Raw genomic sequence first — 23,045 nt, forward strand, 5'->3', positions numbered from 1 at the left:
ATGCCAGCAGCGAGGAGGCGCAGGCCAAGATGCTGGCGGGCGCCACCGGCTATGACGTGGTGCTGCAGTCGGGGCTGACGCTGCCGATGATGGCCAAGGCCGGGGTCTACCAGAAGCTGGACCGGTCGAAGCTGCCGGGCTGGGCCAATCTTGACCCGGATATCCTGAAGATCGTCGAAGGCTTCGATCCCGGTCATGAATATGGTGCGCCCTATACCTGGGGCTCGGTCGGGATGGCCTACAACCTTGACCTGGTGAAAGAGCTTCTGCCCGACGCCGATCTGGAATCGCTCGACACCGTCTTCAAGCCGGAGAATGCCGCGAAGCTGGCAGAATGCGGGTTGTCGATCCTGGATAGCCCGACCGACTTCGGCTACATGGCGCTGCGCTATCTTGGCATCGACTCCGACACCGCGACCGAGGCCGACTATCGCAAGCTCGCCGAGCTGATGGCGCCGATCCGGCGATATATCACGACCTTCGACAACACCAATTACCTGACGACGCTGCCCAACGGCGAGGTCTGCGCGGTCAACAGCTGGTCGGGCGACTATGGCGTTGCCAAAGCGCGGGCGGCCGAGGCGGGGATCGACATCGACCTGGCCTATTTCGTGCCGAAGACCGGCGCGCCCGCCTGGTTCGACCTGTGGAGCATTCCCTCCGACGCCGCCAATGTCGACAACGGCCACAAGTTCATCGATTTCCTGTTGCGGCCCGATGTGATCGCAAAATGCACGGATTTCACCGGCTATGCCAATGCGAACAAGGCTGCGACGCCGCTGGTCGATCCCTCGATCTCGGGCGATCCGGCGGTCTATCCCGATGCCGAGGTGCTGAGCCGCCTTTACACCCCGCAGCCACAGACGCCGGAGCAGGAAGAACAGCTGACCCGCATCTGGACCGAGATCAAGACAGGTGGCTGACGCGGCCTTTCTGCGGATCGAGGGCGTGTCGAAGACCTTCGGCGCGTTCCAGGCGGTGCGCGACGTGACGCTGTCGGTCGCGCAGGGCGAGATCTTCGCGCTCCTGGGCGGGTCGGGCTGCGGCAAGACCACGCTCTTGCGGATGCTGGCGGGGTTCGAGGAGCCCACGGCGGGACGCATCTTTCTGGACGGCAAGGACATGGCCGGGGTGCCGCCCTGGCTTCGGCCCGTGCATATGATGTTCCAGTCCTATGCGCTATTCCCGCATATGACGGTGGAGGCGAATGTCGCCTACGGGCTGAAGCACGAGCCGATGACCAAACCCGCGCGGGCCGAGCGGGTGCGCGAGATGCTGGATCTGGTGCAGCTGACCCCCTTCGCCAAGCGCAAGCCGCACCAGATTTCCGGCGGGCAGCGGCAGCGGGTGGCCTTGGCCCGGGCGCTGGCGCGGCATCCGAAGCTTCTTCTGCTGGACGAACCTTTGGCCGCGTTGGACAAGAAGCTGCGCGAGCACACCCAGTTCGAGCTGATGTCGATCCAGGAACGCACCGGAGTCACCTTCATCGTCGTGACCCACGACCAGGAAGAGGCGATGACGCTGGCCGACCGGATCGCGGTGATGGACAAGGGCGAGGTGCGCCAGGTCGGCAGCCCGACCGAGGTCTACGAGTTCCCGGCGAACCGCTTCGTCGCGTCCTTCATCGGCTCGATCACCACCTTTGCGGCCACCGTCACGGGGCGCGAGGCTGGCCAGCTGCGCCTGAAGGTGGCGGATTTCGGGACCGAGGTGCTGGCGCGCGACGTGCCGGGGATCACCGAGGGGCAATCGGTGACGCTGGCGCTGCGGCCCGAGAAGATCACCATCTCGCAAGCGCGGCCCGAGGCGGCGAATGCGGTCGAGGGGGTGGTCAAGGACCTCGCTTATTTCGGCAAGGACAGCCTCTACCGCATCACCCTGCCATCGGACGCACTGGTGCAGGTCCATGCCGTGAACGCGCGGCGGGGGGACGAGGCGGCGCGGGTGGCCGACTGGGACGACCGGGTCTGGCTGTCCTTCGATCCCGGTGCCGCCATCGTGCTGGGGGATTGACATGGCGCGGCTGAAAGCCTGGTTCGACCGCACCGGCTGGTCCGATCTGATCATCGGGCTGCCCTATGTCTGGCTGGTGCTGTTCTTCCTGCTCCCGTTCCTGATCGTCGTCGCCATGTCGGTCGCGACCAAGACCCCCACCGCCCCGCCCTTCTCCTTCGGCGGTGAACACCCGTGGATCAACCTTGGCGGCTACGCGCGCCTTTTCGGCGATGCGCTTTATGTCCGCGCCTTTCTGATCTCGCTTATGAATGCCGCGACGGCGACGGTCTTCTGCCTTCTGCTCGGATATCCCATGGCGCTGGCGCTGACGCGGGTGTCGAAAAGCTGGCGCAACATCCTGTTGATGCTGGTGATCCTGCCGTTCTGGACCTCGTTCCTGCTGCGCGTCTATGCCTGGATGGGGCTGATGGGCAAATCCAGCTGGTTCAACGCCGCGCTGACCGAGGTCTGGAACTGGGTCGTGCCGGTGGACTGGGCGGTGAAGTCGCTGCCGATGATGCATTCCAACTTCGCCGTCGTGCTGGTGATGGTCTACACCTACCTGCCCTTCATGATCCTGCCGCTCTATGCCAGCCTCGAACGGCTGGACCCGACGCTGGACGAGGCCGCGCTGGACCTCGGCTCGCGGCCCTGGCAGGTGTTCCTGGACGTGACCCTGCCGCAGTCGATCCCCGGCATCATCGCGGGGGGCCTTCTGGTCTTCATCCCGGCGGCGGGCGAGCTGGTGATCCCCTCGCTGGTCGGGGATGCAGGGGCCCCGATGATCGGGCGGGTGATCTCGGACGAGTTTTCCTCGGCACGGGACTGGCCGATGGCCTCTTCGGTGGCGGTCGCGCTGCTGGCGCTGATGGTCATTCCGACGATGCTTTACAGCCATTACCAGGCGCGGGCGGAGGGCACGAAATGAAGCGCCGCCCGACCTTCCTTCTGTCGATGCTGGCCTTCGGCTTTGCCTTTTTCTACGTGCCGATCCTGTCGATGATCGTCTATTCCTTCAACGCCTCGCGGCTGGCGACGGTCTGGGGCGGGTTCTCGACCAAGTGGTATGCCGCGCTCTGGTCCAACACCAAGGTGATCGAGGCGCTGATGCTATCGCTGAAGATCGCCCTCGTCTCCGCCACCCTCGCCACCATCCTGGGCACCCTGGCCGGCATCGCCCTGGTGCGGATGGGCAAGTTCCGGGGCCGCACGCTGTTCAGCGGGCTCGTCACCGCGCCGCTGATCATGCCCGAGGTGATCACCGGCGTCTCCTCGCTGATCTTCTTCCTGCTTCTGGCGCAATGGATCGGCTGGCCCGCACAGCGCGGCTTCACCACCGTCACGCTGGCGCATATCACCTTCTCGATGGTTTTCGTGACCACCATCGTCCAGGCGCGTCTTTTGCAGTTCGACCGCGCCATCGAGGAAGCGGCGATGGACCTTGGCTCACGCCCCTGGCAGGTGCTGTTCGACATCACCCTTCCGGTCATCTCGCCCGCGATCCTGTCCGGCTGGCTTCTCGCCTTCACCATCTCGCTGGACGACGTGGTGATCACCTCCTTCACCACCGGACCCGGTTCCACGACGCTGCCGCTTCTGATCTGGTCCAAGGTCAAGCTGGGCGTCACCCCCGACATCAACGCGCTGGCGACGCTGATGGTGCTGGCCGTGGGCCTGGGGGTGATCGTCGCAGGCATCATCATGAACCGGACCGAGGCGCGCAGACTGGCGGACGAACGGCTTGCCTATCGGACGAACGGATGACGGCGCTTCTGGGCATACCGCTCGGCGCCAAGGGCTCGGGCCGTGATCGCTACGCCTGCGCGATGACGCTGTATGTCCGGGGCCGGATCAGCCCTGCGCAATTGGAGGCCTACCGCGTGGCCGCCGCACATGACCGATTGCATCCGGACCTGTTCTTCGCCGACCGCAACCTTCCCGCACCCCACGCGACCCAAGATGGAGACCCGCCGATGACCTTCGCCCCCGAGGATCGCAAGATCGCCAACATCCACGACGCCGAGTTCCGGCCCTTCGTCTATCCCGACGGACAGGCCTTCGGCGATGATATCCTGCAACTCGACAGCGACATGCCGCTGGGCGAGGGCTTCCACGTCTACCGGATGCCCGCCGGGATGACAACACGCCGCCACATCCACAACGGGCACGAGCAATTCCTGATCATCGAGGGCCAACTGATCGAGGATGACGGCAAGGTGCTGGGCCCCGGCGATCTGGTGTTCTATCGCGATGGGACGGAACATCATTCCTACACGCCGAACGGCTGCCTTTTGGCCGTGCACATCGCGGGGCCGGAGATTTCCACCCGGTAGCAGGCAACTGGCGCGCATGAAAAGGGGGCGACCAGCGCCCCCTTTCCCGCTTTTGCCCCGGCCTTAGAAGAAGCCGAGCTTGTTGGGCGAATAGCTGACCAGAAGGTTCTTGGTCTCCTGATAATGGTCCAGCATCATCTTGTGCGTCTCGCGCCCGATGCCCGACTGCTTGTAGCCCCCGAACGCCGCCCCGGCCGGATAGGCGTGGTAGCAGTTGGTCCAGACCCGACCCGCCTCGATCCCGCGACCGGCACGATAGGCTGTGTTGGTGTCGCGGCTCCAGACGCCCGCACCCAGACCGAAGACGGTGTCGTTGGCGATCTCCAGCGCATCTTCCAGCGTCTTGAAGGTCGTGACCGAAACCACCGGCCCGAAGATCTCCTCCTGGAAGATCCGCATCTTGTTGTTGCCTTCAAAGATCGTCGGCTGGATGTAGAAGCCCTTGGCCAGATCGCCGCCGAAATGGTTCACCGCGCCGCCGGTCAGCACCTTCGCGCCTTCCTTCCGGCCGATGTCCAGATAGGAGGTGATCTTGTCGAACTGCTCCTGGCTGGCCTGAGCACCGATCATCGTGGCGCTGGCGCGGGGGTCGCCCGCGACGATGGCCTCGACCCGCTTGACCGCTTTTTCCATGAAGCGATCATAGATCGATTCCTGCACCAGCGCGCGGGAGGGGCAGGTGCAGACCTCGCCCTGGTTCAGCGCGAACATGGCAAAGCCTTCCAGCGCCTTGTCGAGGAAGGCATCATCCTCGTTCATCACGTCGGCAAAGAAGAGGTTCGGCGACTTGCCGCCCAGTTCCAGCGTGATGTTGGTCAGGTTGTCGGCGGCGGCCTTCATGATCATCTTGCCGACCGGGGTGGAGCCGGTGAAGGCGATCTTGGCGATACGCTTCGAGGTGGACAGCGCCACGCCGGCTTCCTCGCCGATGCCGTTGACGATGTTCAGGACGCCCGGCGGCAGAAGGTCGGCGACGAACTGCATCAGATACATGATCGACGCCGGGGTCTGTTCCGCGGGTTTCAGCACCACGCAGTTGCCCGCCGCCAGCGCCGGGGCCAGCTTCCAGGTCGCCATCAGGATCGGGAAGTTCCACGGAATGATCTGCCCGACGACGCCCAGGGGTTCGTGGAAGTGATAGGCCACGGTGTCATTGTCGATCTGGCCGATCGAACCTTCCTGCGCGCGGATCGCGCCAGCGAAGTATCGGAAATGGTCGATGGCCAGCGGAATGTCGGCGGCCATCGTCTCGCGCAGGGGTTTGCCGTTGTCCCAGGTCTCGGCGATGGCGATGGCTTCAAGGTTGTCCTCGATGCGCTGCGCGATCTTCAGCAGGATGTTCGAGCGTTCGGTGGTGCTGGTCTCTCCCCAGCGTTTGCGGGCCTTGTGCGCCGCATCCAGCGCCAGTTCCACGTCCTTCGCGTCCGACCGGGCCACTTCGCAGACCACCTGGCCGGTGACGGGCGAGATGTTCTCCATGTAGCGGCCCGACTTCGGCGCGACCCATTCGCCGCCGATGAAGTTGTCATAGCGCTTGGCGAAGGGTGCCGCGGTCAGGGATTTGGGATCCATCTTGGTCATGTGTTCTCCTCCTCGGTTCAGCCGCCTCCTCCAGGCGACCCTGAAGCCATGCTGCGGCGAAGCGCCGAGTCGGTCATCCGGGGCGGGCCAGAACAGGCCGCCCACCTGTCGCAGTTCTGCGACAGATCGCCCGCCAAACTGCCGTCAGCGGCGGTCGATCTTGCGATGCAGGGTCGCGCGGCTGAGGCCGAGGGCCCGCGCGGCAGCCGAGACATTCCCGCCGGTGCGCGCCAGCGCCCGCGCGATGACCGCGCGCTCGGCATCCGCGAAACTGTCGTCCGCACCCTGTCCCAGCACGTCGGCCAGCGGCCGCGGCGACAGCAGGAGATTACCCGACAGGTTCAGATGCTGCCGCGCCGCGCGGGTGGCGCCGATCACCAGGTCCTGTGCATCGACCGCCAGCAGGGCACCGATTCCCCGGTCGGTGCCCGGCACCAGGACCACGCGGGCGCGATGGAAGCTCTGGCCGAAAAGGTCGGCCTCTACCCGGCGGGCGGCCTCGCCCACCGTCACGCCGATCAATCCGCTGACGGCCTCGGGCAGGTCCGCCCGCGCGGTCGAGACGTCGATCACTGCCATCAGGTCGCCCTCGGGCCCGAAGACCGGGGCAGAGGAACAACTGAGGCCGATGTTGCGCGCAAGGAAATGCTGGTCGCGATGGATGGTGACGGCGCGGCCCTCGGCCAGACAGGTGCCGATGCCGTTGGTTCCGGCCCGTGCCTCGGACCATGCGGTGCCGGTCCAGAGACCCGCCGCCTCGAAATCACCGTCGTCGCCGGCATGGCCGCGCCGGTCCAGCGCCACGCCTTCGACATCGGCCAGCACGATGCAGGCGCCAAGCCCGCCGACGGTCTGGAACAGCCGGTCCAGATGTGGCGCCGCCGTCGGCAGCAGCGCGCCCATGCGTTCACGCGCCTGGGCCAGTTCCGGGGCGGTCAGCCGGTTCGCCACGCCGGAAGCGGAAGCAGCGGGGTCCAGCTGGTAGAGCGTTGCCGACCGCGCCCAGGAGGCTGCGACGGAAGAGCGGGCCGCGAGACCCGACCGGATGGCGGTCTCGATGCGCGTGACGTGCTGGCTTGCCGGCGTCTGCATGTCCTCCTCCCCAGGTCTGCGCCCCCGCAGAAGCGTTCCTCGACTCCCTTAATCTTGCAGCCCCGCTGGCTGTCCGCCATGCATCCTCATGGGGCCGAAACCCGACCCGGCGGCGCAGGTGCGCGCGCCTCGGGGTTTTTCGGCTGTCATTTGCCTTCAAAAATATCGCAGGCGGGGTGTCGGCTGTCCAGAGAGTTGCAGAGGCTTGCAACGGACAAGCCACCGAGGAAAGATCAGGCTGGTTCTTACGAGGGCATAGATCATGACGGCATTGAAGCTGCGCGTTCTGTTCGACGGGGTCGTGATCGGCCCGGGGAAGGCGGACTTGCTGGGGCGCATCCGGGATACCGGCTCGATCGCCGCGGCGGGGCGGCAGATGGAGATGAGCTACAAGCGCGCCTGGATGCTGGTCGAAGAGATGAACGCGGCCTTCGCCACCCCCCTTGTCACAAGCGCGCGAGGCGGACAGGGCGGCGGCGGCGCCCAGCTGACCGAGGCCGGGGCCGAGGTGCTGCGGCTTTATCGCGATGTCGTGGCCAAGGCAGAGGAGGCCGCGGCCGAGCCGCTTCAGGCGATGGAACGGATGCTGCGCGAGAAGACCGGAAGCGAACGCTCCCAAGGAAAATAACGCTTGCCACTCCGTCGCCGTCGGACTGATATGTCCAGCGGAAAATATCGACTGGAGGATATCATGACTCGCCGCCTTGCCCTTGCCACGGCCCTTGCCGCAACGATCGCGACCCCCGCCTTTTCGGAAGAGGTCGTCGTCTTCGCCGCGGCCTCGCTGAAGAACGCCCTCGATGCCGTGGCCGCCGATTTCCAGGCCGCCACCGGCAATACCGTCACCATCAGCTACGCCGGGTCGAACCAGCTTGCCAAGCAGATCATCGAAGGCGCGCCCGCCGACATCTTCATCTCGGCGGCAGTGAACTGGATGGACGAGGTCGAGAAGGCCGGGCTGGTCGTTCCCGACACCCGCGAGGATCTTCTTGGCAACACGCTCGTCCTTGTCGCCCATGGCAAGGACGCCGCCTCGGTGGAAATCGGCGAGGGTTTCGACCTGAAGACGCTGCTCGGCGACGGCAAGCTGTCGATGGCGATGGTGGATTCGGTCCCGGCCGGACAATACGGCAAGGAATCGCTGGAGAAGCTGGGCATCTGGCCGACGGTCGAGGGGTCGGTCGCGCAGTCCGAGAACGTGCGCGCCGCGCTGGCCCTGGTGTCGTCGGGCGAGGCGCCCTATGGCATCGTCTATGCCTCGGATGCTGTGGCCGATGAGAACGTGACCGTCGTCGGAACTTTCCCGAACGACAGCCACAAGCCTATCGTCTACCCCGCCACCCTGCTGACCGGCGCGGCGGATGAAGCGGACAAGGCCTTCTTCGAGGCGCTGTCGGCGGATTCTGCCGACGCCAAATTCACCGAGCAGGGCTTTGCCATCCTGAACTGACCGAAGCCGGAAGAAACGGCCTTCGCGCGCAGCGGCCCTGTCGCTGCGCGTTTGACGTTGACGCAGGACAAGTCCATTGTCGGGCCTGACGCAACCATCGGACCAAGACGGAGCCCGCCCATGATCCCCGCCAACATGCTGAAGTTCTACATCGATGGCCAATGGGTCGATCCGATCTCGAAAAACCGGGTGGGGGTAGAAAACCCCGCGACCGAGGAGATCGTCTGCGAGGTCGCGATGGGCTGTGCCGAGGACGCCGACCGCGCCATCCTGGCCGCCCGCGCGGCCTTCGACGGCTGGACCTACACGCCGGTGAAGGACCGCATAGCGCTGGTGAAGCGCATCCTCGACATCTACAACGAGCGCTACGAGGACTTCGCCCAGGTGATGTCCACCGAGATGGGGGCGCCGATCACCTGGGCGCGCAATGCGCAGGCCTGGGCGGGACAGGTCCATATCGAGGCCACGATCAAGGCGGCCGAGGAGATGGTCTGGGAGTACAACCGCGGCTCGACGCGGATCGTCTACGAAGGCATCGGTGTCTGTTCCCTGATCACCCCTTGGAACTGGCCGATGAACCAGATCGCCTGCAAGGTCGCGCCGGCGCTGATCGCGGGCTGCACCATGGTGCTGAAACCCTCCGAGATCGCGCCGCTGTCCGGGACGCTGTTCGCGCAGGTGCTGCATGATGCGGGCGTTCCGAAAGGTGTTTTCAACCTGGTCAACGGCGCCGGGCCCGAGGTTGGGGCGCGCATGTCCTCGCATCCCGAGGTGGACATGGTGTCCTTCACCGGCTCGACCCGTGCCGGGACGGCCATTGCCGCCGCCGCCGCGCCGACCGTCAAGCGCGTGGCGCAGGAACTGGGCGGCAAGAGCCCCAACATCATCCTGCCCAGCGCGAACATCGCCGAGGCGGTGGCGGCAGGTGTCAACGCGGTCATGTCGAACACCGGCCAGTCCTGCGATGCGCCGACCCGGATGCTGGTGCCCCGCGACCGGCAGGCCGAGGCACTGAAGGTTGCCAAGGACACCGCCGACGCGATCAAGGTCGGCGATCCGCGCGACGAGGATACCGTGCTCGGCCCGCTGGTCTCCAAGCTGCAGTTCGACAAGGTCCAGCGCCTGATCCAGGCGGGGATCGACGAGGGCGCCACCCTTGTCACCGGCGGGGTGGGGCGTCCGGCGGATCTCAATCGCGGCTGGTTCGTCCGGCCCACCGTCTTCGGCGATGTGGTCAATGCCATGACCATCTCGAAGGAGGAAATCTTCGGCCCGGTGCTGGCGATCCAGCCCTATGACAGCATCGAGGATGCCATCCAGCAGGCCAACGACACTGTCTACGGCCTGGCCGCCTATATCGCCGGTCCGGTGGAGGACGCCAAGCCGGTGGCCCGCAAGCTTCGCGCTGGGACGGTGAACCTGAACTACCCGGACTGGGACACCTCCGCCCCCTTTGGCGGCTACAAGCAATCCGGCAACGGGCGCGAATATGCGGACTGGGGCATCCACGACTTCTGCGAGGTCAAGGGCATCGTCGGATACGGCGACTGAGACCACACAGTCCGGCGACCGAACCGCGCTCAGCCGAGCGGGATGTTCTCGCGCGTGATGATGCGCGGTTCGATGTCCTTCAGCCGCAGTTGGGGGACCGAGGCAGCGATTGCCCCCAGAAGGCGGATCACCGCCTGTTCCCCCACAAGCTGGACGTTCTGGTCGATGACCACGTCGATGATACCCTCGGCCAGCCATGCATGGGTGCGGTCGGTCAGATCATGCATGAAGACCAGAGGGCGGCGCTGGGGCCTGGCCTCTTCCAGCGCTGCGACGATGCCGGTTCGACCGGCCCCCACACAATAGACACCCGCCAACTGCGGCGTGACGCGCAAGAGCTGCGTCATCGCCGCGCGAGTCCGGTCGCTGCTTTCGCCCGTTTCGATGGGCGGAAGCAGCGAGAGGGAGGGGAAGTCCCGTTCCAGCACCGCGCGGAACCCGGCTTCGCGGCCGTGATGGCCGTCATAGGCGCGCGACCCCATGAAGAGGCCGACGGACCCGCCGCCGCCACCCGCCATGCGCCCCATCAGAAGCGCGGCGGTGCGGCCCGCCACCGTATTGTCGACCCCGACATAGGCTGAGCGGCCCGAATCCGGCACATCCGATGCGATGGTGATGACGCGAAGGCCCGCCTCGCAGACCCGCTGGATCGCCTCACGCGATCTGGGGTGATCGGCGACGACGAGCCCGATGCCGCTGGTCCGCAGCGAGATCGTTTCCAGCGCAGGCAGCAGGGATTCAGGCCCGAATCCGTCCAGCGCACGGATGTTGCACGAGGCGACCAGCGGAATGGTCGCCGCGAACCGGCGGATGGCGGTGACCAGCTCGCCCATGAAGCCGTTCTGCACCATCGGAATGAAGAATTCGAGATGGACCGGGCGTGAGGGCAGCGCGACCATGCCCTCCAGCGGCAGGTAGCCCAGTTCCTTGGCGGCGTGCAGCACACGGTGGCGGTTGGCGGCTGACACCCCGGGGCGACCGTTCAGCACTCTATCGACGGTCGCAGTCGAGACCTCGGCCTTGCGGGCGATGTCGACGATTGTGGTCTTCCCCATCGCACAAGTCCTTGCCTCTGCACCGGCGCAGATGCGCTGATGTAATCTGATGTGATTTCAGGTTGTGACATTCTGACGCATCCCGCAAGCTGATCCTGTCCGGGGCTGGCCGCGCGCATGAAGCGCGACGGGAGGAAGCGGTCGCACAGGGAGGGATGCGGCCCGACTGCCGATCAGGAGAACCATCAAGCGACGGGAGCAGTCGCCATGGCCACCGGTTGAATCGGGTGGTCGTTGCTGACGGCCCGGCCGTCGAGGAACGAACGGCTTTGGCCGTCAAATCAAAAGACCAAGGGTATCAGGGAGGAAACCCAAATGTTCAGGAAATTGCTTGGTGCAGCTGCCACCCTCGCCTTGACGACCGGCCTTGCCGCCGCCGAAGGCAAGACCTTCTACTGGGTCTCGCACGGCGGCCCTGCCGATCCGGTCTGGACCTATTTCCTGCAGGGCGCCGAGGCCTTCGCCAAGACCACCGGGAACACGGTCAACACCTCGTTCCACTCGGGCGACGTGCCGAGCCAGCAGGAGGCGGTGCGCGCGGCCATCGCGGCGGGAGCCGACGGCATCTGCTCGACCAGCCCAGACCCGGGCTCGATGGTCGATGTCGTGGCCGAAGCGCGCGCCGCGGGTATCCCGATCATCAACTTCAACACCTCGGATTCGGCGCCCAACTGGAATGCCTATGTCGGCGGCGACCTGCACGCGGTCGGCAAGGCCTGGGCGCAGTACCTGGTGGATCATGAACTGGTGAAAGCGGGCGACTTCGTCTGGATGCCGGTCGAGGTGCCCGGCGCGTCCTATGGCGTCGAGGAGGAGGCCGGGATCAAGGAGGTGTTCGAGCCCCTGGGGATCACTTGGGAAGTCACCGACGCCACGCTCGACCAGGCCGAGGTCATCACCCGTATGACCGACTACGTCACCGCCAACCGCGGCAAGATCAAGGCGATGATCGGTCTGGGAGACATGGTGACGGGCTCGGTCAAGCGGGTCTGGGATCAGGCCGGTGTGCAGCCGGGCGAGATCCCGGTCGTCGGCTGGGGCAACTCGCTCGACACCACGCAAGAGGTGATGGACGGCTATGTCAACGCCGGGATGTGGCAGGATCCGCAGGCGACCTCGTATCTGTGCCTGTCCTCGCTGCTGATGGAGGGTGACGGAATCCCGCTGGGCTTCAACATCATCACCGGTGCGCTGTACGGCAAGGACACGGCGCCGGTCTATCACAAGATCATGGGCGGAAACTGAGGCGCGACTGCGTTTTCTGACCTCCTAATCCAGGCCGCCCGTCCCCGTTGCGGGCGGCCCAACCCTTCCATTCCCCAGGAACCGGCATGTCCAACCCGTCAACCCTGACCGCCGCGCATCCCCCAGAGCCGGGTGCGCTGAAGCGCTTCATCGCCAAGCCGGAGTTCGGGCCGCTGGTGCTGCTGGTGGCGATGCTCGTCGTCTTCACGGCGATCAATCCGACCTTCCTGTCGCTGAACAACGTCGGCAACGCGCTGACCTTCACGGTCGAGCTGGGCCTGATCGCGCTGGCGATGACACTGCTCATGACGGCGGGAGAGTTCGACCTGTCCGTGGGCTCGGTCTTCGGCTTCGCGCCGGTGGTGATGTGGGCCTTCTTCAACGCCGGGATCATGCCGCTGCCTGCGGCCTTCGTGGTGGCGATGCTGGTCGCCTTGTGTATCGGGCTTTTCTCAGGGTTGTTCGTCACCCGGCTGGGCATACCGTCCTTCCTCGTCACCTTGGGGATGCTGCTGGTGGTGCGCGGCGCGGCCCTGTGGCTGACCTCGGGCTTTCCGCAGCGCACCTGGGACGCGGGCGAGCAATGGCTGGCCAAGCTTCTGGTGGGCGACTTCTACATCGGCGGGCTGCGCATATACATGAGCCTGATCTGGTTCATCGTCCTGGCCGCGATCTTCCACCATCTCTTGACCCGGACCCGGTTCGGCAACTGGATCCAGGCCACCGGCGGCAACCCTGGCGCGGCGCGCAACCGGGGGGTTCCGATCCAGCGCACCAAGGTAATCCTGTTCATGCTGTCCTCGGCCATGGCGGCGCTGGCGGGGATCATCTCGTCGATCCGGGTTTCCGCCGCCAACCCGAACTCCGGCACCGGCTATGAGCTGGAGGTCATCGCCATGGTGGTGATCGGCGGCACCGTCCTGACCGGCGGGCGCGGCACGATCATCGGCACAGTACTGGGTGTGCTGATCCTGCGGCTGATGCGCAACGGCATCGTGCTGATCGGGGTGCCGGGGCTGGCTTACAACATCTTCATCGGGGCGATCATCCTGGGGATGATGGCACTGCACGCCGCGCTGGAGCGCCGGCACAATGCGGGGGTCTGAGATGAGCGATACTCCCCTTGTCGAGATGCGGCATATCGAAAAATCCTATGGCCGCGTCCATGCGTTGCGCGACGTGAACCTGACGATCCAGAGGGGCGAGATCGTGGGCCTTCTGGGTGACAACGGCGCCGGGAAATCCACGCTGATCAAGGTGCTGTCTGGGGCGGTGCCCTATACGTCGGGCGAAATCCGCATCAAGGGCAAGCCGGTAACGATGACCTCGACCAACGATGCCATCGCGGCGGGGATCGAGACGATCTACCAGGATTCGGCGCTGGTGCCGCAGCTGTCCATCGCGCGGAATCTATTCCTGGGCCGCGAGTTGACGACCGGGCGGCTGGGCAAGCTGGACCTGAACCGGATGAACGAGGTGGCGGCGGACCTGCTGAAGCGGGTGGGCATCTCGAAGAACATCCCGCCGACCACGCCCATAGGTTCCTTGTCCGGGGGCGAGCGGCAGGCGGTGGCCATCGCCCGTGCGATGTATTTCGACAGCGACCTGATCATCCTGGACGAGCCGACCAACAACCTTGGCGTGGCCGAGACGCAGGGCGTCCTGCGCTTCGTCCGCGAGGCGCGGGATACCGGTCATTCCTGCATCTTCATCGCCCACAACATCCACCATGTCTTTCAGGTGGTCGACCGGATGGTGGTGATGCGGCGGGGCACCGTGGTGGCGGATGACCTGAGCCCGAAGACCTCTTCGATCCAGGATGTCGAGGACGTGATCACCGGCGACCATATCCTGGTCTGAACAGGGGCGGGCCGCGATCCGAAGGAGCAAATGATGCGGGTGCTTTACGATCCGGACCCTCGGGCAACGGATGAAATCTTCTCGGCCGAGGCGCTTGCAGACTTGCGGTCGCGCTATGACGTGGCCGAGTGGCAGGGCCAGGACCGCGCGGCTTTCTATGCCGAGCATCTGCCCGGGACGGAGATCCTGATCTCGCAGCAGGCGATGGAGGCCGACCGGCTGGCCATGGCGCCGAAGCTGCGGGCGATCTTCAACGTCGAGACGAATTTCCTGCCTAATGTGGATTATGCCGAATGCTTCCGGCGCGGCATTCATGTGCTGGCCCCCGGCGCGGTCTTTGCCGCCCCGGTGGCCGAGATGGCGCTTGGCATGGCGCTGTCCTTGGCGCGGAACATCCATGGCGAACATGCGGCCTTCCTGACCGGACAGGAAAAGTGGCTGTTCGAGGGGAACAAGCAATCCGAACTGCTGGCGGGGTCAACGGTCGGGATCATCGGCTTCGGCGATCTGGGCCGGGCGCTCTACCGCCTGCTGACCCCCTTCGGCTGCCGGGTGCAGGTCTTCGACCCGTGGCTGCCGCCCGGCCACCTGAAGCGGCTGGGGGTGGAGCCGGTGGGGTTCGATGACCTGATGGCGGGCAACCGCTTCGTCTTCGTCATGGCCACGATCACCACCGCGAACGCCGGGATGATCGACGCGTGCGCTCTGGCGCTGATGCAGCCGGGCGCGATGCTGCTCCTCATGTCGCGGGCGGCAGCGGCGGATTTCGGGGCGCTGACGGAAGGGGCGGCCTCGGGGCGCATCCGGGTGGCGACCGATGTCTTCCCGGTGGAACCCCTGCCCAAGGACGACCCGCTCCGCGCCGTGCCGAACATGCTTTTCTCGCCGCACCGGGCCGGGGCGCTGACCTTCGCGCTGCGCGAGATCGGGACACGGGTACTGGAGGACATGGACCTGATCGCCCGCCGCCTGCCACCGGTGGCCTGCCGCCGGGCGGAGCCGGAGACGGTGGCGCAGATGCGATCGATGCCGGTTGCCGCCACGCCGGTCTCCGGCTGCTGAGGGGCGGGGCATGGAGCTTTTCGGCGAAACCCTGACGCGTGACGACATACGGCGGCGGTCCGGCCAGTTGGGCGCCTATGGCGGGGTGCGGCTGATGGAGCTGGCCGACGGCACCGAGCGCGGCATCCGGCTGCTGGAGTTCCGCACCGGCCAAGGCTTGCGTTTCACCGTTCTGGTCGACCGGGCGATGGACATTGCCGAGGTGGAATGGCGCGGCGCCTCACTGGGCTGGCATGGGCCTTCGGGGCTGCGGTTCCCGGCCTTGCACGAACCGGAAGGCGAGGGCGGCTTCGGCTGGGCGCGCAGCTTCACCGGCTTTCTCGTCACGTGCGGGCTGGATCATATCCTCGGCCCGGAAGAGGTGGACGCCAGCCACTACGGCCATCCCGGCGTAAGCACCAAGCGCCACGGGCTGCATGGCCGCATCGCCAATATCCCCGCGCGGCTGACCGGCTATGGCGAACGCTGGGAGGGCGACCGCTGCATCCTCTGGGCCGAAGGCACGGTCCGGCAGGCGACGACCTTCGGCGAGCATCTGGTCCTGACGCGGCGGATCGAGGCCGATCTGGGTGGCCATGAAATCCGCCTGACGGATCAGGTGGTGAACGAAGGTTTCGCGCCCACGCCGCACATGTTCTTCTACCACGTCAACCTCGGCGCGCCGCTGCTGGCGGAAGGCGCGCGCTATGTCGCGCCGATTGCCGATGTGGTTTGGGCCGCCCATGCCGCGCGCTATCGTGACCAAGGCACCGGCTATGCGCTGGTCCCCGCCCCGCAGGACCGGTTCGCCGAGCAGGTCTGGCAGCATGAGACCGCTGCCGATGCGCAGGGCGAGGTGCCGGTGGCGCTGCTGAACGACCGGCTGGGCTTGGGCCTGCAAGTGACCACCCGCAAGGACCAGCTGCCTTGCCTGTACGAATGGCAGCATTTCCAGGCCGGGGCCTATGGCTTCGGCATCGAACCCTCGACCCACCATGTCCTTGGCGACGCCGCCGCGCGGGAGAGGGGCGAGATGATCTGGCTGACCGCGGGCGAGGACCGCCGCTACGACGCCCGTTTCACCGTGCTGGACGGGGCGGCGGCGCTGGCCGGGGCCGAGGCCCGCATCCGGGCCATCACCCGGCAACCCGATGACCCCTATCCCACACCCTCGGGCGATTTCCGTCCGCTGACCGTTCCTGCGCCGATCCGATGACCGGAGAAACCCATGCCCACTGACCAGACCCTTGTGGACCGCCCCCGACCCCTTGTCGAACGCCGCGACTACTCGCTGACCGGGCCAAGCGCGGCGCTGGCGATCGAACGCGGGCTGGCCTCGGCCGAATGGTATCACTCCGAAGTGCCGCGCAAGGTGATGAAGGGTCTGATGCAGCGCCGCGACGGCCCGGCGATCCGCGACACGCTGATCTGGCTGGGCCTTCTGGTCCTGACCGCCGCGGGCGGCATTTATTTCTGGGGCAACTGGTGGTGCGTGCCCTTCTGGGCGGTCTATGGCGTGCTCTACGGCTCGGCCTGCGACAGCCGCTGGCACGAATGCGGCCATGGCACCGCGTTCCGCACGCCCTGGATGAACGATGTCGTCTACCAAATCGCCAGCTTCATGGTGATGCGCAACCCGGTGTCCTGGCGCTGGAGCCATGCGCGCCACCACACCGACACGATCATCGTCGGCCGCGATGCCGAGATCGCCTTCATGCACCCGGCCTCGATCCTGCTGAACATCCTGCATTTCATCGGCATCGTCGACATCTGGCAGTGGATGAAGGTGCTGGTTCGCAACGCCGCAGGTATCCTGACCCCGGACGAGCGCAACTACATTCCCGAGGCCGAGGTCGGCAAGGCGATCTTCTGGGCGCGGGTGCATGTGGCGATCTATGCCGTCACCCTCATCGCAGCGGTTGCCTGGCAGTCGTTCATCCCGGTCATGCTGATCGGCGGCCCCCGCATCTACGGGGCCTGGCACATGTTCATGACCGGCATGATCCAGCACGGGGGCCTGGCCGAGGATGTGCTGGACCACCGGCTGAACAGCCGGACCTGCCTGATGAACCCGGTCAGCCGGTTCATCTACTGGAACATGAACTACCATGTCGAACACCACATGTTCCCGATGGTGCCCTACCACGCGCTGCCTCGGCTGCATGAGGTGATCAAGGCCGACCTGCCCGCGCCGACCCGGTCGATCCCGGCGGCCTTTGCCGAGATGGTTCCGGCGATCCTGAGGCAGCGGCGCGAGAAGGGGTATTTCCTGAAGAAGACCCTGCCGCCCACCGCACGCCCCTATCGCGAAGAGCTGCACCAGACCATCCCCGACCGCGACGGACTGAAGGAGTGACCGCAATGCAGTGGGTTTCCGCCTGTGCGCTGGACGACATCGACCCCGAGGACCTGCTCCGCTTCGATCACGGCGGCAGGACCTATGCGATCTACCGCGATGAGGCGGGCGCCGTCTTCGCGACCGACGGGCTCTGCACCCATGAACAGGTGCATCTCTGCGACGGGCTGGTGATGGGGGACGAGATCGAATGTCCGAAGCACAACGGCCGCTTCAACTACAAGACCGGAGAGGCGCAGCGGCTGCCCTGCGTGACCGCGCTGAGGACCCATCCGGTGCGCGTGGTGGGCGAGATGATCGAGATCGGACTGGAGGACTGACATGGCCCGCACCCGCCCCACCGTCGCCGACCTGCGTGCCTGGAAGGGCAAGCGGCAGTTGACGATGCTGCGCGTCTTCACCCTGGATGAGGCGGCGGCGGCCGAGGAAGCCGGGATCGACGTGGTCTCCGTCCCGCCGGACCTGGTGCTGGACCCGTCCTACCGCAAGGTCGCGCCGACGCTGTTCTCCATGTCCGGCATGGATCACCTGGGGGCGGGCACGCGTGACGACTACCTGCGGCTTTGCGGCAAGCTTCTGTCGGCGGGGGCGGATGCGGTCTATTGCTCGGGCGGCATGGACACGGTGCGTTACCTCGCTTCGGAACATATTCCGGTCGTCGGCCATGTGGGGCTGGTGCCCAGCCGTGCCACCTGGACCGGCGGCTTCCGCGCGGTGGGCAAGACGGCGGATCAGGCGCTGGCGCTCTACAGGGAATGTCAGGCCTATGAGGCGGCGGGGGCCTTCGCGGTCGAGATCGAGGTGGTGCCCGAGGAAGTGGCGACCGAGATCAGCCGCCGGATGGACCGCCTGCTGCTGTGGTCGATGGGATCGGGCGCGGGCTGCGACGCGCAGTACCTTTTCGCGATGGACATCCTAGGCGAACACAGGGACAAGATGCCGCGCCACTCCAAGGTCTATCGCAATTTCGCGGCCGAATACGACCGGCTGCAGCGCGAACGGGTGGCGGCTTTCACCGAGTTCCGCAAGGATGTGGAGAGCGGCAGCTTTCCTGAAGATCGCTACATCCTGCATATGGACAGGAGCGAGTTGGCGAAGTTCAGGGAGAGTCTCGGACCAACGCCTTAGGAAACGCTGCCGACGAGATGCCCGCCGCCGATGTCGCGCAGGATCACTCGCGGGGGCTCCTGGCCGGGCGGGTGCAGCGGGCTTGGCACTTCGGCGGTTTGGCGTGGGGCCGCGGCGCGCTTGTGCGACGGATCGGGAACCGGCACCGCCTCGATCAAGCGGCGGGTGTAGGGATGCTGCGGATTGCCGAAGATCTGCGCGCGGGTGCCAAGCTCGACGATCTGGCCCAGATACATCACCCCGACCCGGTCCGAGATATTGTCGACCACCGCCATGTCGTGGCTGATGAAGAGATAGGACATGCCGAATTCCGACTGCAGCGCCCGGAGCAGGTCGAGGACCCGCGCCTGGACCGACACGTCCAATGCGCTGACGCTTTCGTCGGCGATGATCAGATCAGGTTGCAGCGCCAGCGCGCGGGCAATGCAGATGCGCTGCCGCTGCCCGCCAGAAAACTCGTGCGGGTAGCGGTCGAGGTGACCGGCCTCCAGTCCGACCCGTGCCATCAGGTCGGCCGCTTTGGCGCGGCGGTCGGCGGGGGTGCCGAGCCCGTGGATCAGAAGCGGCTCTGCGATCAGCTCGCCCACCCGCATCCGGGGGTTCAGCGCGGCCATCGGGTCCTGGAACACCATCTGCACGCGGCGGCGCATCGCCTTCTGGCCCTGAGGGTCCAGCCCGCCCAAAGCCTGCCCGGCAATCTCGATCCGCCCACTGTGAGGCGCCAGCCCGACCAGCGCCTTGGCGATGGTCGACTTGCCGCAGCCGGATTCGCCCACCAGCGCGAAGGTCTCGCCCCGCCGGATCTCGAAGCTCACATGCTCGACGGCGTGGACATTCCGTGTCACCCCGCCCAGCAGCCCACCGCGCAGGGGGTAGCGGACGACCACATCCTCCAGCCGGGCGACGGGGTCCGAGGTCACGGGCGCGCGCGCCACCCCCTGCCCCATGCGCGGGACAGCGGCCAGCAGGGCGCGGGTATAGTCGGCTTGCGGCCGGGTGAAGATGTCGGCAGTCGTCGCGGCTTCCACCTGCCGCCCGGCCTTCATCACGATCACCCGGTCGGCCATTTCCGCCACCACGCCCATGTCATGCGTGATCAGGATGATCGCCGTCCCCATCTGCCGTTGCAGGTCGCGCAAGAGGTCCAGCACCTCGCGCTGCACCGTCACGTCCAGCGCGGTGGTTGGTTCATCGGCAATCAGCACCTGCGGCTTCAACGCCAGCGCCATGGCGATCATCACCCGCTGACGCATTCCCCCCGACAGCTCATGTGGATACTGCCCCATCCGCCGGTCGGGTTCGGACAGCCGCACCGCGCGCAGTGCCTCGACCGCGCGCTTGCTTGCGTCGGCCCGGCTGACCGGCTCATGCGCGCGGATCGCCTCGATCAGTTGCGCCCCCACCGTCATCACCGGGTTCAGGCTGGTCATCGGCTCCTGGAAGATCATTGCGATCCGGTCGCCGCGCACCGCCCGCAGCGCCGGTTCGGGCAGACCGATCAGGTTCTCTCCGCCCAGCAGCACCCGCCCCCCCGTCACCCGCACGGCAGGTGGCGGCAGAAGCCCCATGATCGCGAGCGAGGTGATGGACTTGCCCGACCCGCTTTCCCCCGCGATGGCCAGCGTCTCGCCCTTCGCCAGCGTGAAGGACAGGTCCTGCACCAGCGGCTTCAACCCGCCCTCCGTGCGGACCGAGACGCACAGGCCTTCCACCCGCAGCACCTGCTCCGGGGCCGTCACAGCCCCGGAGGTTGGCAGGGCTTCCGCCAGTGTCATTCGAAGACGACCCGGGGGAAGTAGAAGCTGACCACCCAGTTCGGCATGTCGACGATCTCCGAGATGCGCAGATCACCACAGACCGAACACAGCATGTAGGCATCCACCGCCGAAATGCCCTGCTGCGCCGTCAGCAGGTCGACCATACCCGCCACCGCATCGCGGGCAGCGGTCATCAGGTCCGGCCCGATCCCCGTCGTCGCCTCATAGCCCTTGGCGTCCAGGTGCCGCGTCACCGGCCCCGGCGTGGTGAAGCGCGGGGTCTTCAAAGGCTGGTTCTTCACCAGATCCAGCGTCAGCACCACGTTCATCGGCGACTCGATCGCCGTCCCGCAGACCTCGCCATCACCCTGCGCCGCATGGGTGTCACCCACGCTGAACAGGGCTCCCTCCACCTCGACTGGCAGGTACAGCGTCACGCCCGAAGTCAGGTCGCGGATGTCGAGGTTGCCACCCACCCGCCGGGGCGGGACGACGGAGTGCAGGCCCGCCTCGGCAGGTGCATTGCCGATGGTGCCGCTGAATGGCTTCAAGGGCACACGGGCCGACTTGCCCCAAAGCGCCGGTTCCATGCTGGCGGGGTCATAGGACCACAGGCACAACGCCGGGTCGGTGAACTGGTCGGCAAGCAGCCCGAAACCGGGGATATTCGCGGTCCAGCCGAAGCCCTTGCCGTCGAACACCTTGGGCTGGAACCCCTCCAGCGTCACCTTCAGCACGTCGCCCGGCTTGGCCCCGTCGACATAGATCGGTCCCGACACCGGGTTGATCTTGCCGAAGTCCAGATCGACTACGCTTTGCACAGTGGACGACGGGCCAAGCTGGCCCGCCGAGGAATCCTGACAATGGAACTCGATGGTCGAGCCCGGCGCGACGCGCAACGCTGGCGGCAGGGAGTTGTCCCAGCCGAAATGATGCTGCGCGCCGTGGATCGTGTAGTCGCAGGCCTTGCACATTACTGTTTGACCCAGACGTAGTCATAGTTGACCGGGATCGACACCGGATCGACGTAAAGCGCATCCTCGCCGCCCATCCGTTCCGATTTCATCGTGTAGCGCTCTTCGTTGAAGACCGGGACCCAGGGGGCCTTGTCCATCACCCCCATATAGACGTCGGACCAGAGCTTCAGCCGGTCCTCGGCCTTGGCCGGGTCGAACATGCTGTCGGCCTCGATGGCCTTGGCGTCCAGCGCCTCGTCGCAGAACTTCGCCCAGTTCCAGCCGCCCTCTGCCGCGCCCGCGCAGCCGAGGATCGGGCCGTAGAAGTTGGACGGGTCGGGGAAGTCGGCGATCCAGCCCATGCCGCCCGACCAGATCATCGGCGCCGTGCCCGCGCCCCCGGCTTCGATCACATTGGCCTGGGCGAGGTTCTGGAGGTTGGCCTTGATCCCGATGGCCGCCAGATCCTGCTGGATGGCTTGGGCAATCCGCGGGTTCGGGTCGGTGTTCATGACGTAAAGTTCGGTCTCGAAGCCGTCGGCCAGCCCCGCCTCGGCCAAAAGCGCCTTCGCGCCCTCAGGGTCATAGGGATAGCCCGCATAACCCTCGGTATAGCCCGGCATCGAGGGCGGCAGCGGCTGCGTCGCGGGCACCGCGCGGCCGTTGATGATCTGGGTGATCCGCTCCTTGTTGATCGCCATGTTGACGGCCTTGCGCACTTCAAGCTTGTCGAAGGGCGGCGTGGTGACGTTCATCGTAACATAGCCGGTATGGAGTTGCCCGCCGACCACCACCCGCGCGGCCTGCGCCGGATCGCCCATCACCTCGGTGAACTTGGCGGGCGGAATGCCGTCGCCGGGAATGTCCACCTCGCCGTTCTGCAGACGCAACAGCGCCACGACCGGCTCCTGCCCCACTTCGACGGTGAAGCTGTCCAGATAGGGTACGCCCGCGATCCAGTAGTCGGGGTTCTTCTCGAAGACGAGCCGCTGGCCCAGCGTCCATTCTGTCAGTTTGAAGGCCCCGGTTCCGACCGGCTTCTTGCCGAAATCGGCCCCTTCGGCCTCGACCACCTCCTTCGGCACGACAAAGGAGAAGTTCAGCGCCATGACATGCAGGAAGGTCGCGTCGGGACGGGTCAGCGTGATCTTCACCGTGGCCGGGTCGACCACCTCGACCCCAGAAAGCCCGCCGTCGCCCGCGTTCTCAAAACCCGCGATGGAGCCGAAGAACCCCGCGCCGGGCGACTGGGTCGCGGGGTTGGTCACCCGGTCCAGCGAGTATTTCACGTCTTCGGCCGTCATCTCGCGCCCGTTGTGGAACTTGACCCCGGGCCGCAGGTGGAAGGTGTAGACCAGCCCGTCGCCGGAGATCTCATAGCTTTCCGCCAGACCGGGCCGCAGCGTCGTGGTGCCCGGCACATAGTCCATCAGCCCGTCGAACAGGGACTTGATCATCGACCAGTTCTGCCAGTCATAGCCGATGGCGGGGTCCAGCGTCGCCACGTCGTCCTTGTAGGTGATGGTGATCGTGCCGCCCGGCTTGGCGTTCGGGTCGGGCGAATAGTCCTGTGCAAGGCCGGGCAGGGCCAGCGCCAGCATCACGGCGGTCGAGGCGAGCAGGTTCTTCATTGTCTCTCTCCTGT

Annotated in this window: 22 protein-coding genes; 16 read left to right on the plus strand and 6 right to left on the minus strand. The window is 66.1% G+C overall.

Annotation, left to right across the window (positions count from 1 at the left end):
- The 5 genes from V7Q39_RS00750 to V7Q39_RS00770 form a co-directional block, all read left to right on the plus strand.
- The coding region (locus tag V7Q39_RS00750) for an extracellular solute-binding protein (protein ID WP_333814290.1) at positions 1-923 on the plus strand (923 nt) is incomplete at its 5' end.
- Positions 916-2,013: an ABC transporter ATP-binding protein gene (locus V7Q39_RS00755; RefSeq protein WP_333814291.1), complete on the plus strand. Its 1,098-nt coding sequence runs from the start codon at positions 916-918 to the stop codon at positions 2,011-2,013. The genes V7Q39_RS00750 and V7Q39_RS00755, both read left to right, overlap by 8 nt.
- 1 nt (position 2,014) lies before the next feature.
- The gene (locus V7Q39_RS00760) at positions 2,015-2,923 is read left to right on the plus strand and encodes an ABC transporter permease (RefSeq protein WP_333814292.1); all 909 of its coding nucleotides are present in this window, start codon (positions 2,015-2,017) and stop codon (positions 2,921-2,923) included.
- The gene (locus V7Q39_RS00765) at positions 2,920-3,759 is read left to right on the plus strand and encodes an ABC transporter permease subunit (protein WP_333814293.1); all 840 of its coding nucleotides are present in this window, start codon (positions 2,920-2,922) and stop codon (positions 3,757-3,759) included. Before V7Q39_RS00760 ends, V7Q39_RS00765 begins: the two co-directional genes overlap by 4 nt.
- The gene (locus tag V7Q39_RS00770; RefSeq protein WP_333814294.1) at positions 3,756-4,328 is read left to right on the plus strand and encodes a cupin domain-containing protein; all 573 of its coding nucleotides are present in this window, start codon (positions 3,756-3,758) and stop codon (positions 4,326-4,328) included. Before V7Q39_RS00765 ends, V7Q39_RS00770 begins: the two co-directional genes overlap by 4 nt.
- Positions 4,329-4,391: 63 nt before the next feature.
- Here the strand turns inward: V7Q39_RS00770 and adh are convergent, their stop codons facing one another.
- Entirely contained in the window at positions 4,392-5,909 is a 1,518-nt protein-coding gene (gene adh / locus V7Q39_RS00775) for an aldehyde dehydrogenase (protein WP_333814295.1), read from the minus strand.
- 144 nt (positions 5,910-6,053) lie between these two features.
- Positions 6,054-7,001, minus strand: coding sequence for a helix-turn-helix domain-containing protein (locus tag V7Q39_RS00780; RefSeq protein WP_333814296.1), 948 nt, complete (start codon positions 6,999-7,001; stop codon positions 6,054-6,056).
- 262 nt (positions 7,002-7,263) lie between these two features.
- Between V7Q39_RS00780 and V7Q39_RS00785 the strand changes: the two genes are divergently transcribed.
- The 3 genes from V7Q39_RS00785 (at position 7,264) to V7Q39_RS00795 (ending at position 10,002) form a co-directional block, all read left to right on the plus strand.
- Positions 7,264-7,629: a winged helix-turn-helix domain-containing protein gene (locus V7Q39_RS00785; protein WP_333814297.1), complete on the plus strand. Its 366-nt coding sequence runs from the start codon at positions 7,264-7,266 to the stop codon at positions 7,627-7,629.
- Positions 7,630-7,692: 63 nt separating this feature from the next.
- On the plus strand, positions 7,693-8,451 hold the full coding sequence (modA, locus tag V7Q39_RS00790; protein WP_333814298.1) for a molybdate ABC transporter substrate-binding protein: 759 nt from the start codon (positions 7,693-7,695) through the stop codon (positions 8,449-8,451).
- A 120-nt stretch (positions 8,452-8,571) separates the two neighbouring features.
- Entirely contained in the window at positions 8,572-10,002 is a 1,431-nt protein-coding gene (locus V7Q39_RS00795) for an aldehyde dehydrogenase family protein (protein ID WP_333814299.1), read from the plus strand.
- Between the two features lie 29 nt (positions 10,003-10,031).
- Here V7Q39_RS00795 and V7Q39_RS00800 read toward each other — a convergent pair whose 3' ends face one another.
- Positions 10,032-11,057, minus strand: coding sequence for a LacI family DNA-binding transcriptional regulator (locus V7Q39_RS00800; protein ID WP_333814300.1), 1,026 nt, complete (start codon positions 11,055-11,057; stop codon positions 10,032-10,034).
- Between the two features lie 315 nt (positions 11,058-11,372).
- On the opposite strand from V7Q39_RS00800, the gene V7Q39_RS00805 reads away from it, so the two are divergent.
- The 8 genes from V7Q39_RS00805 to V7Q39_RS00840 all read left to right on the plus strand — a co-directional run bounded on the left by V7Q39_RS00805 (position 11,373) and on the right by V7Q39_RS00840 (position 18,687).
- Positions 11,373-12,302, plus strand: coding sequence for a substrate-binding domain-containing protein (locus V7Q39_RS00805; RefSeq protein WP_333814301.1), 930 nt, complete (start codon positions 11,373-11,375; stop codon positions 12,300-12,302).
- Positions 12,303-12,388: 86 nt separating this feature from the next.
- The gene (locus V7Q39_RS00810) at positions 12,389-13,408 is read left to right on the plus strand and encodes an ABC transporter permease (RefSeq protein ID WP_333814302.1); all 1,020 of its coding nucleotides are present in this window, start codon (positions 12,389-12,391) and stop codon (positions 13,406-13,408) included.
- A gap of 1 nt (position 13,409) precedes the next feature.
- Positions 13,410-14,162: an ATP-binding cassette domain-containing protein gene (locus V7Q39_RS00815; protein WP_333814303.1), complete on the plus strand. Its 753-nt coding sequence runs from the start codon at positions 13,410-13,412 to the stop codon at positions 14,160-14,162.
- Positions 14,163-14,195: 33 nt separating this feature from the next.
- On the plus strand, positions 14,196-15,224 hold the full coding sequence (locus V7Q39_RS00820; protein WP_333814304.1) for a hydroxyacid dehydrogenase: 1,029 nt from the start codon (positions 14,196-14,198) through the stop codon (positions 15,222-15,224).
- Positions 15,225-15,234: 10 nt separating this feature from the next.
- Positions 15,235-16,419: an aldose 1-epimerase family protein gene (locus V7Q39_RS00825; RefSeq protein ID WP_333814305.1), complete on the plus strand. Its 1,185-nt coding sequence runs from the start codon at positions 15,235-15,237 to the stop codon at positions 16,417-16,419.
- A gap of 12 nt (positions 16,420-16,431) precedes the next feature.
- The gene (locus tag V7Q39_RS00830) at positions 16,432-17,559 is read left to right on the plus strand and encodes a fatty acid desaturase family protein (protein WP_333814306.1); all 1,128 of its coding nucleotides are present in this window, start codon (positions 16,432-16,434) and stop codon (positions 17,557-17,559) included.
- Positions 17,560-17,564: 5 nt separating this feature from the next.
- Positions 17,565-17,879, plus strand: coding sequence for a MocE family 2Fe-2S type ferredoxin (locus V7Q39_RS00835; RefSeq protein WP_333814307.1), 315 nt, complete (start codon positions 17,565-17,567; stop codon positions 17,877-17,879).
- A 1-nt stretch (position 17,880) separates the two neighbouring features.
- Positions 17,881-18,687, plus strand: a complete 807-nt coding sequence (locus tag V7Q39_RS00840) for a 3-methyl-2-oxobutanoate hydroxymethyltransferase (RefSeq protein WP_333814308.1) — start codon at positions 17,881-17,883, stop codon at positions 18,685-18,687.
- On the opposite strand, the gene V7Q39_RS00845 is transcribed toward V7Q39_RS00840, so the two are convergent.
- The 3 genes from V7Q39_RS00845 to V7Q39_RS00855 are packed head-to-tail and all read right to left on the minus strand — an operon-like array spanning position 18,684 to position 23,031.
- Positions 18,684-20,462: an ABC transporter ATP-binding protein gene (locus V7Q39_RS00845; protein ID WP_333814309.1), complete on the minus strand. Its 1,779-nt coding sequence runs from the start codon at positions 20,460-20,462 to the stop codon at positions 18,684-18,686. The two genes, V7Q39_RS00840 and V7Q39_RS00845, sit on opposite strands and share 4 nt — an antisense overlap.
- Positions 20,459-21,418: an acetamidase/formamidase family protein gene (locus tag V7Q39_RS00850; RefSeq protein WP_333814310.1), complete on the minus strand. Its 960-nt coding sequence runs from the start codon at positions 21,416-21,418 to the stop codon at positions 20,459-20,461. The genes V7Q39_RS00845 and V7Q39_RS00850 overlap by 4 nt, the downstream gene beginning before the upstream one ends.
- Entirely contained in the window at positions 21,418-23,031 is a 1,614-nt protein-coding gene (locus V7Q39_RS00855; RefSeq protein ID WP_333814311.1) for an ABC transporter substrate-binding protein, read from the minus strand. The genes V7Q39_RS00850 and V7Q39_RS00855 overlap by 1 nt, the downstream gene beginning before the upstream one ends.
- Between the last annotated feature and the right edge of the window lie 14 nt (positions 23,032-23,045).

This window comes from Tabrizicola sp., from assembly GCF_036781545.1.
In the GTDB taxonomy this organism is placed as follows: Bacteria; Pseudomonadota; Alphaproteobacteria; order Rhodobacterales; family Rhodobacteraceae; genus Tabrizicola.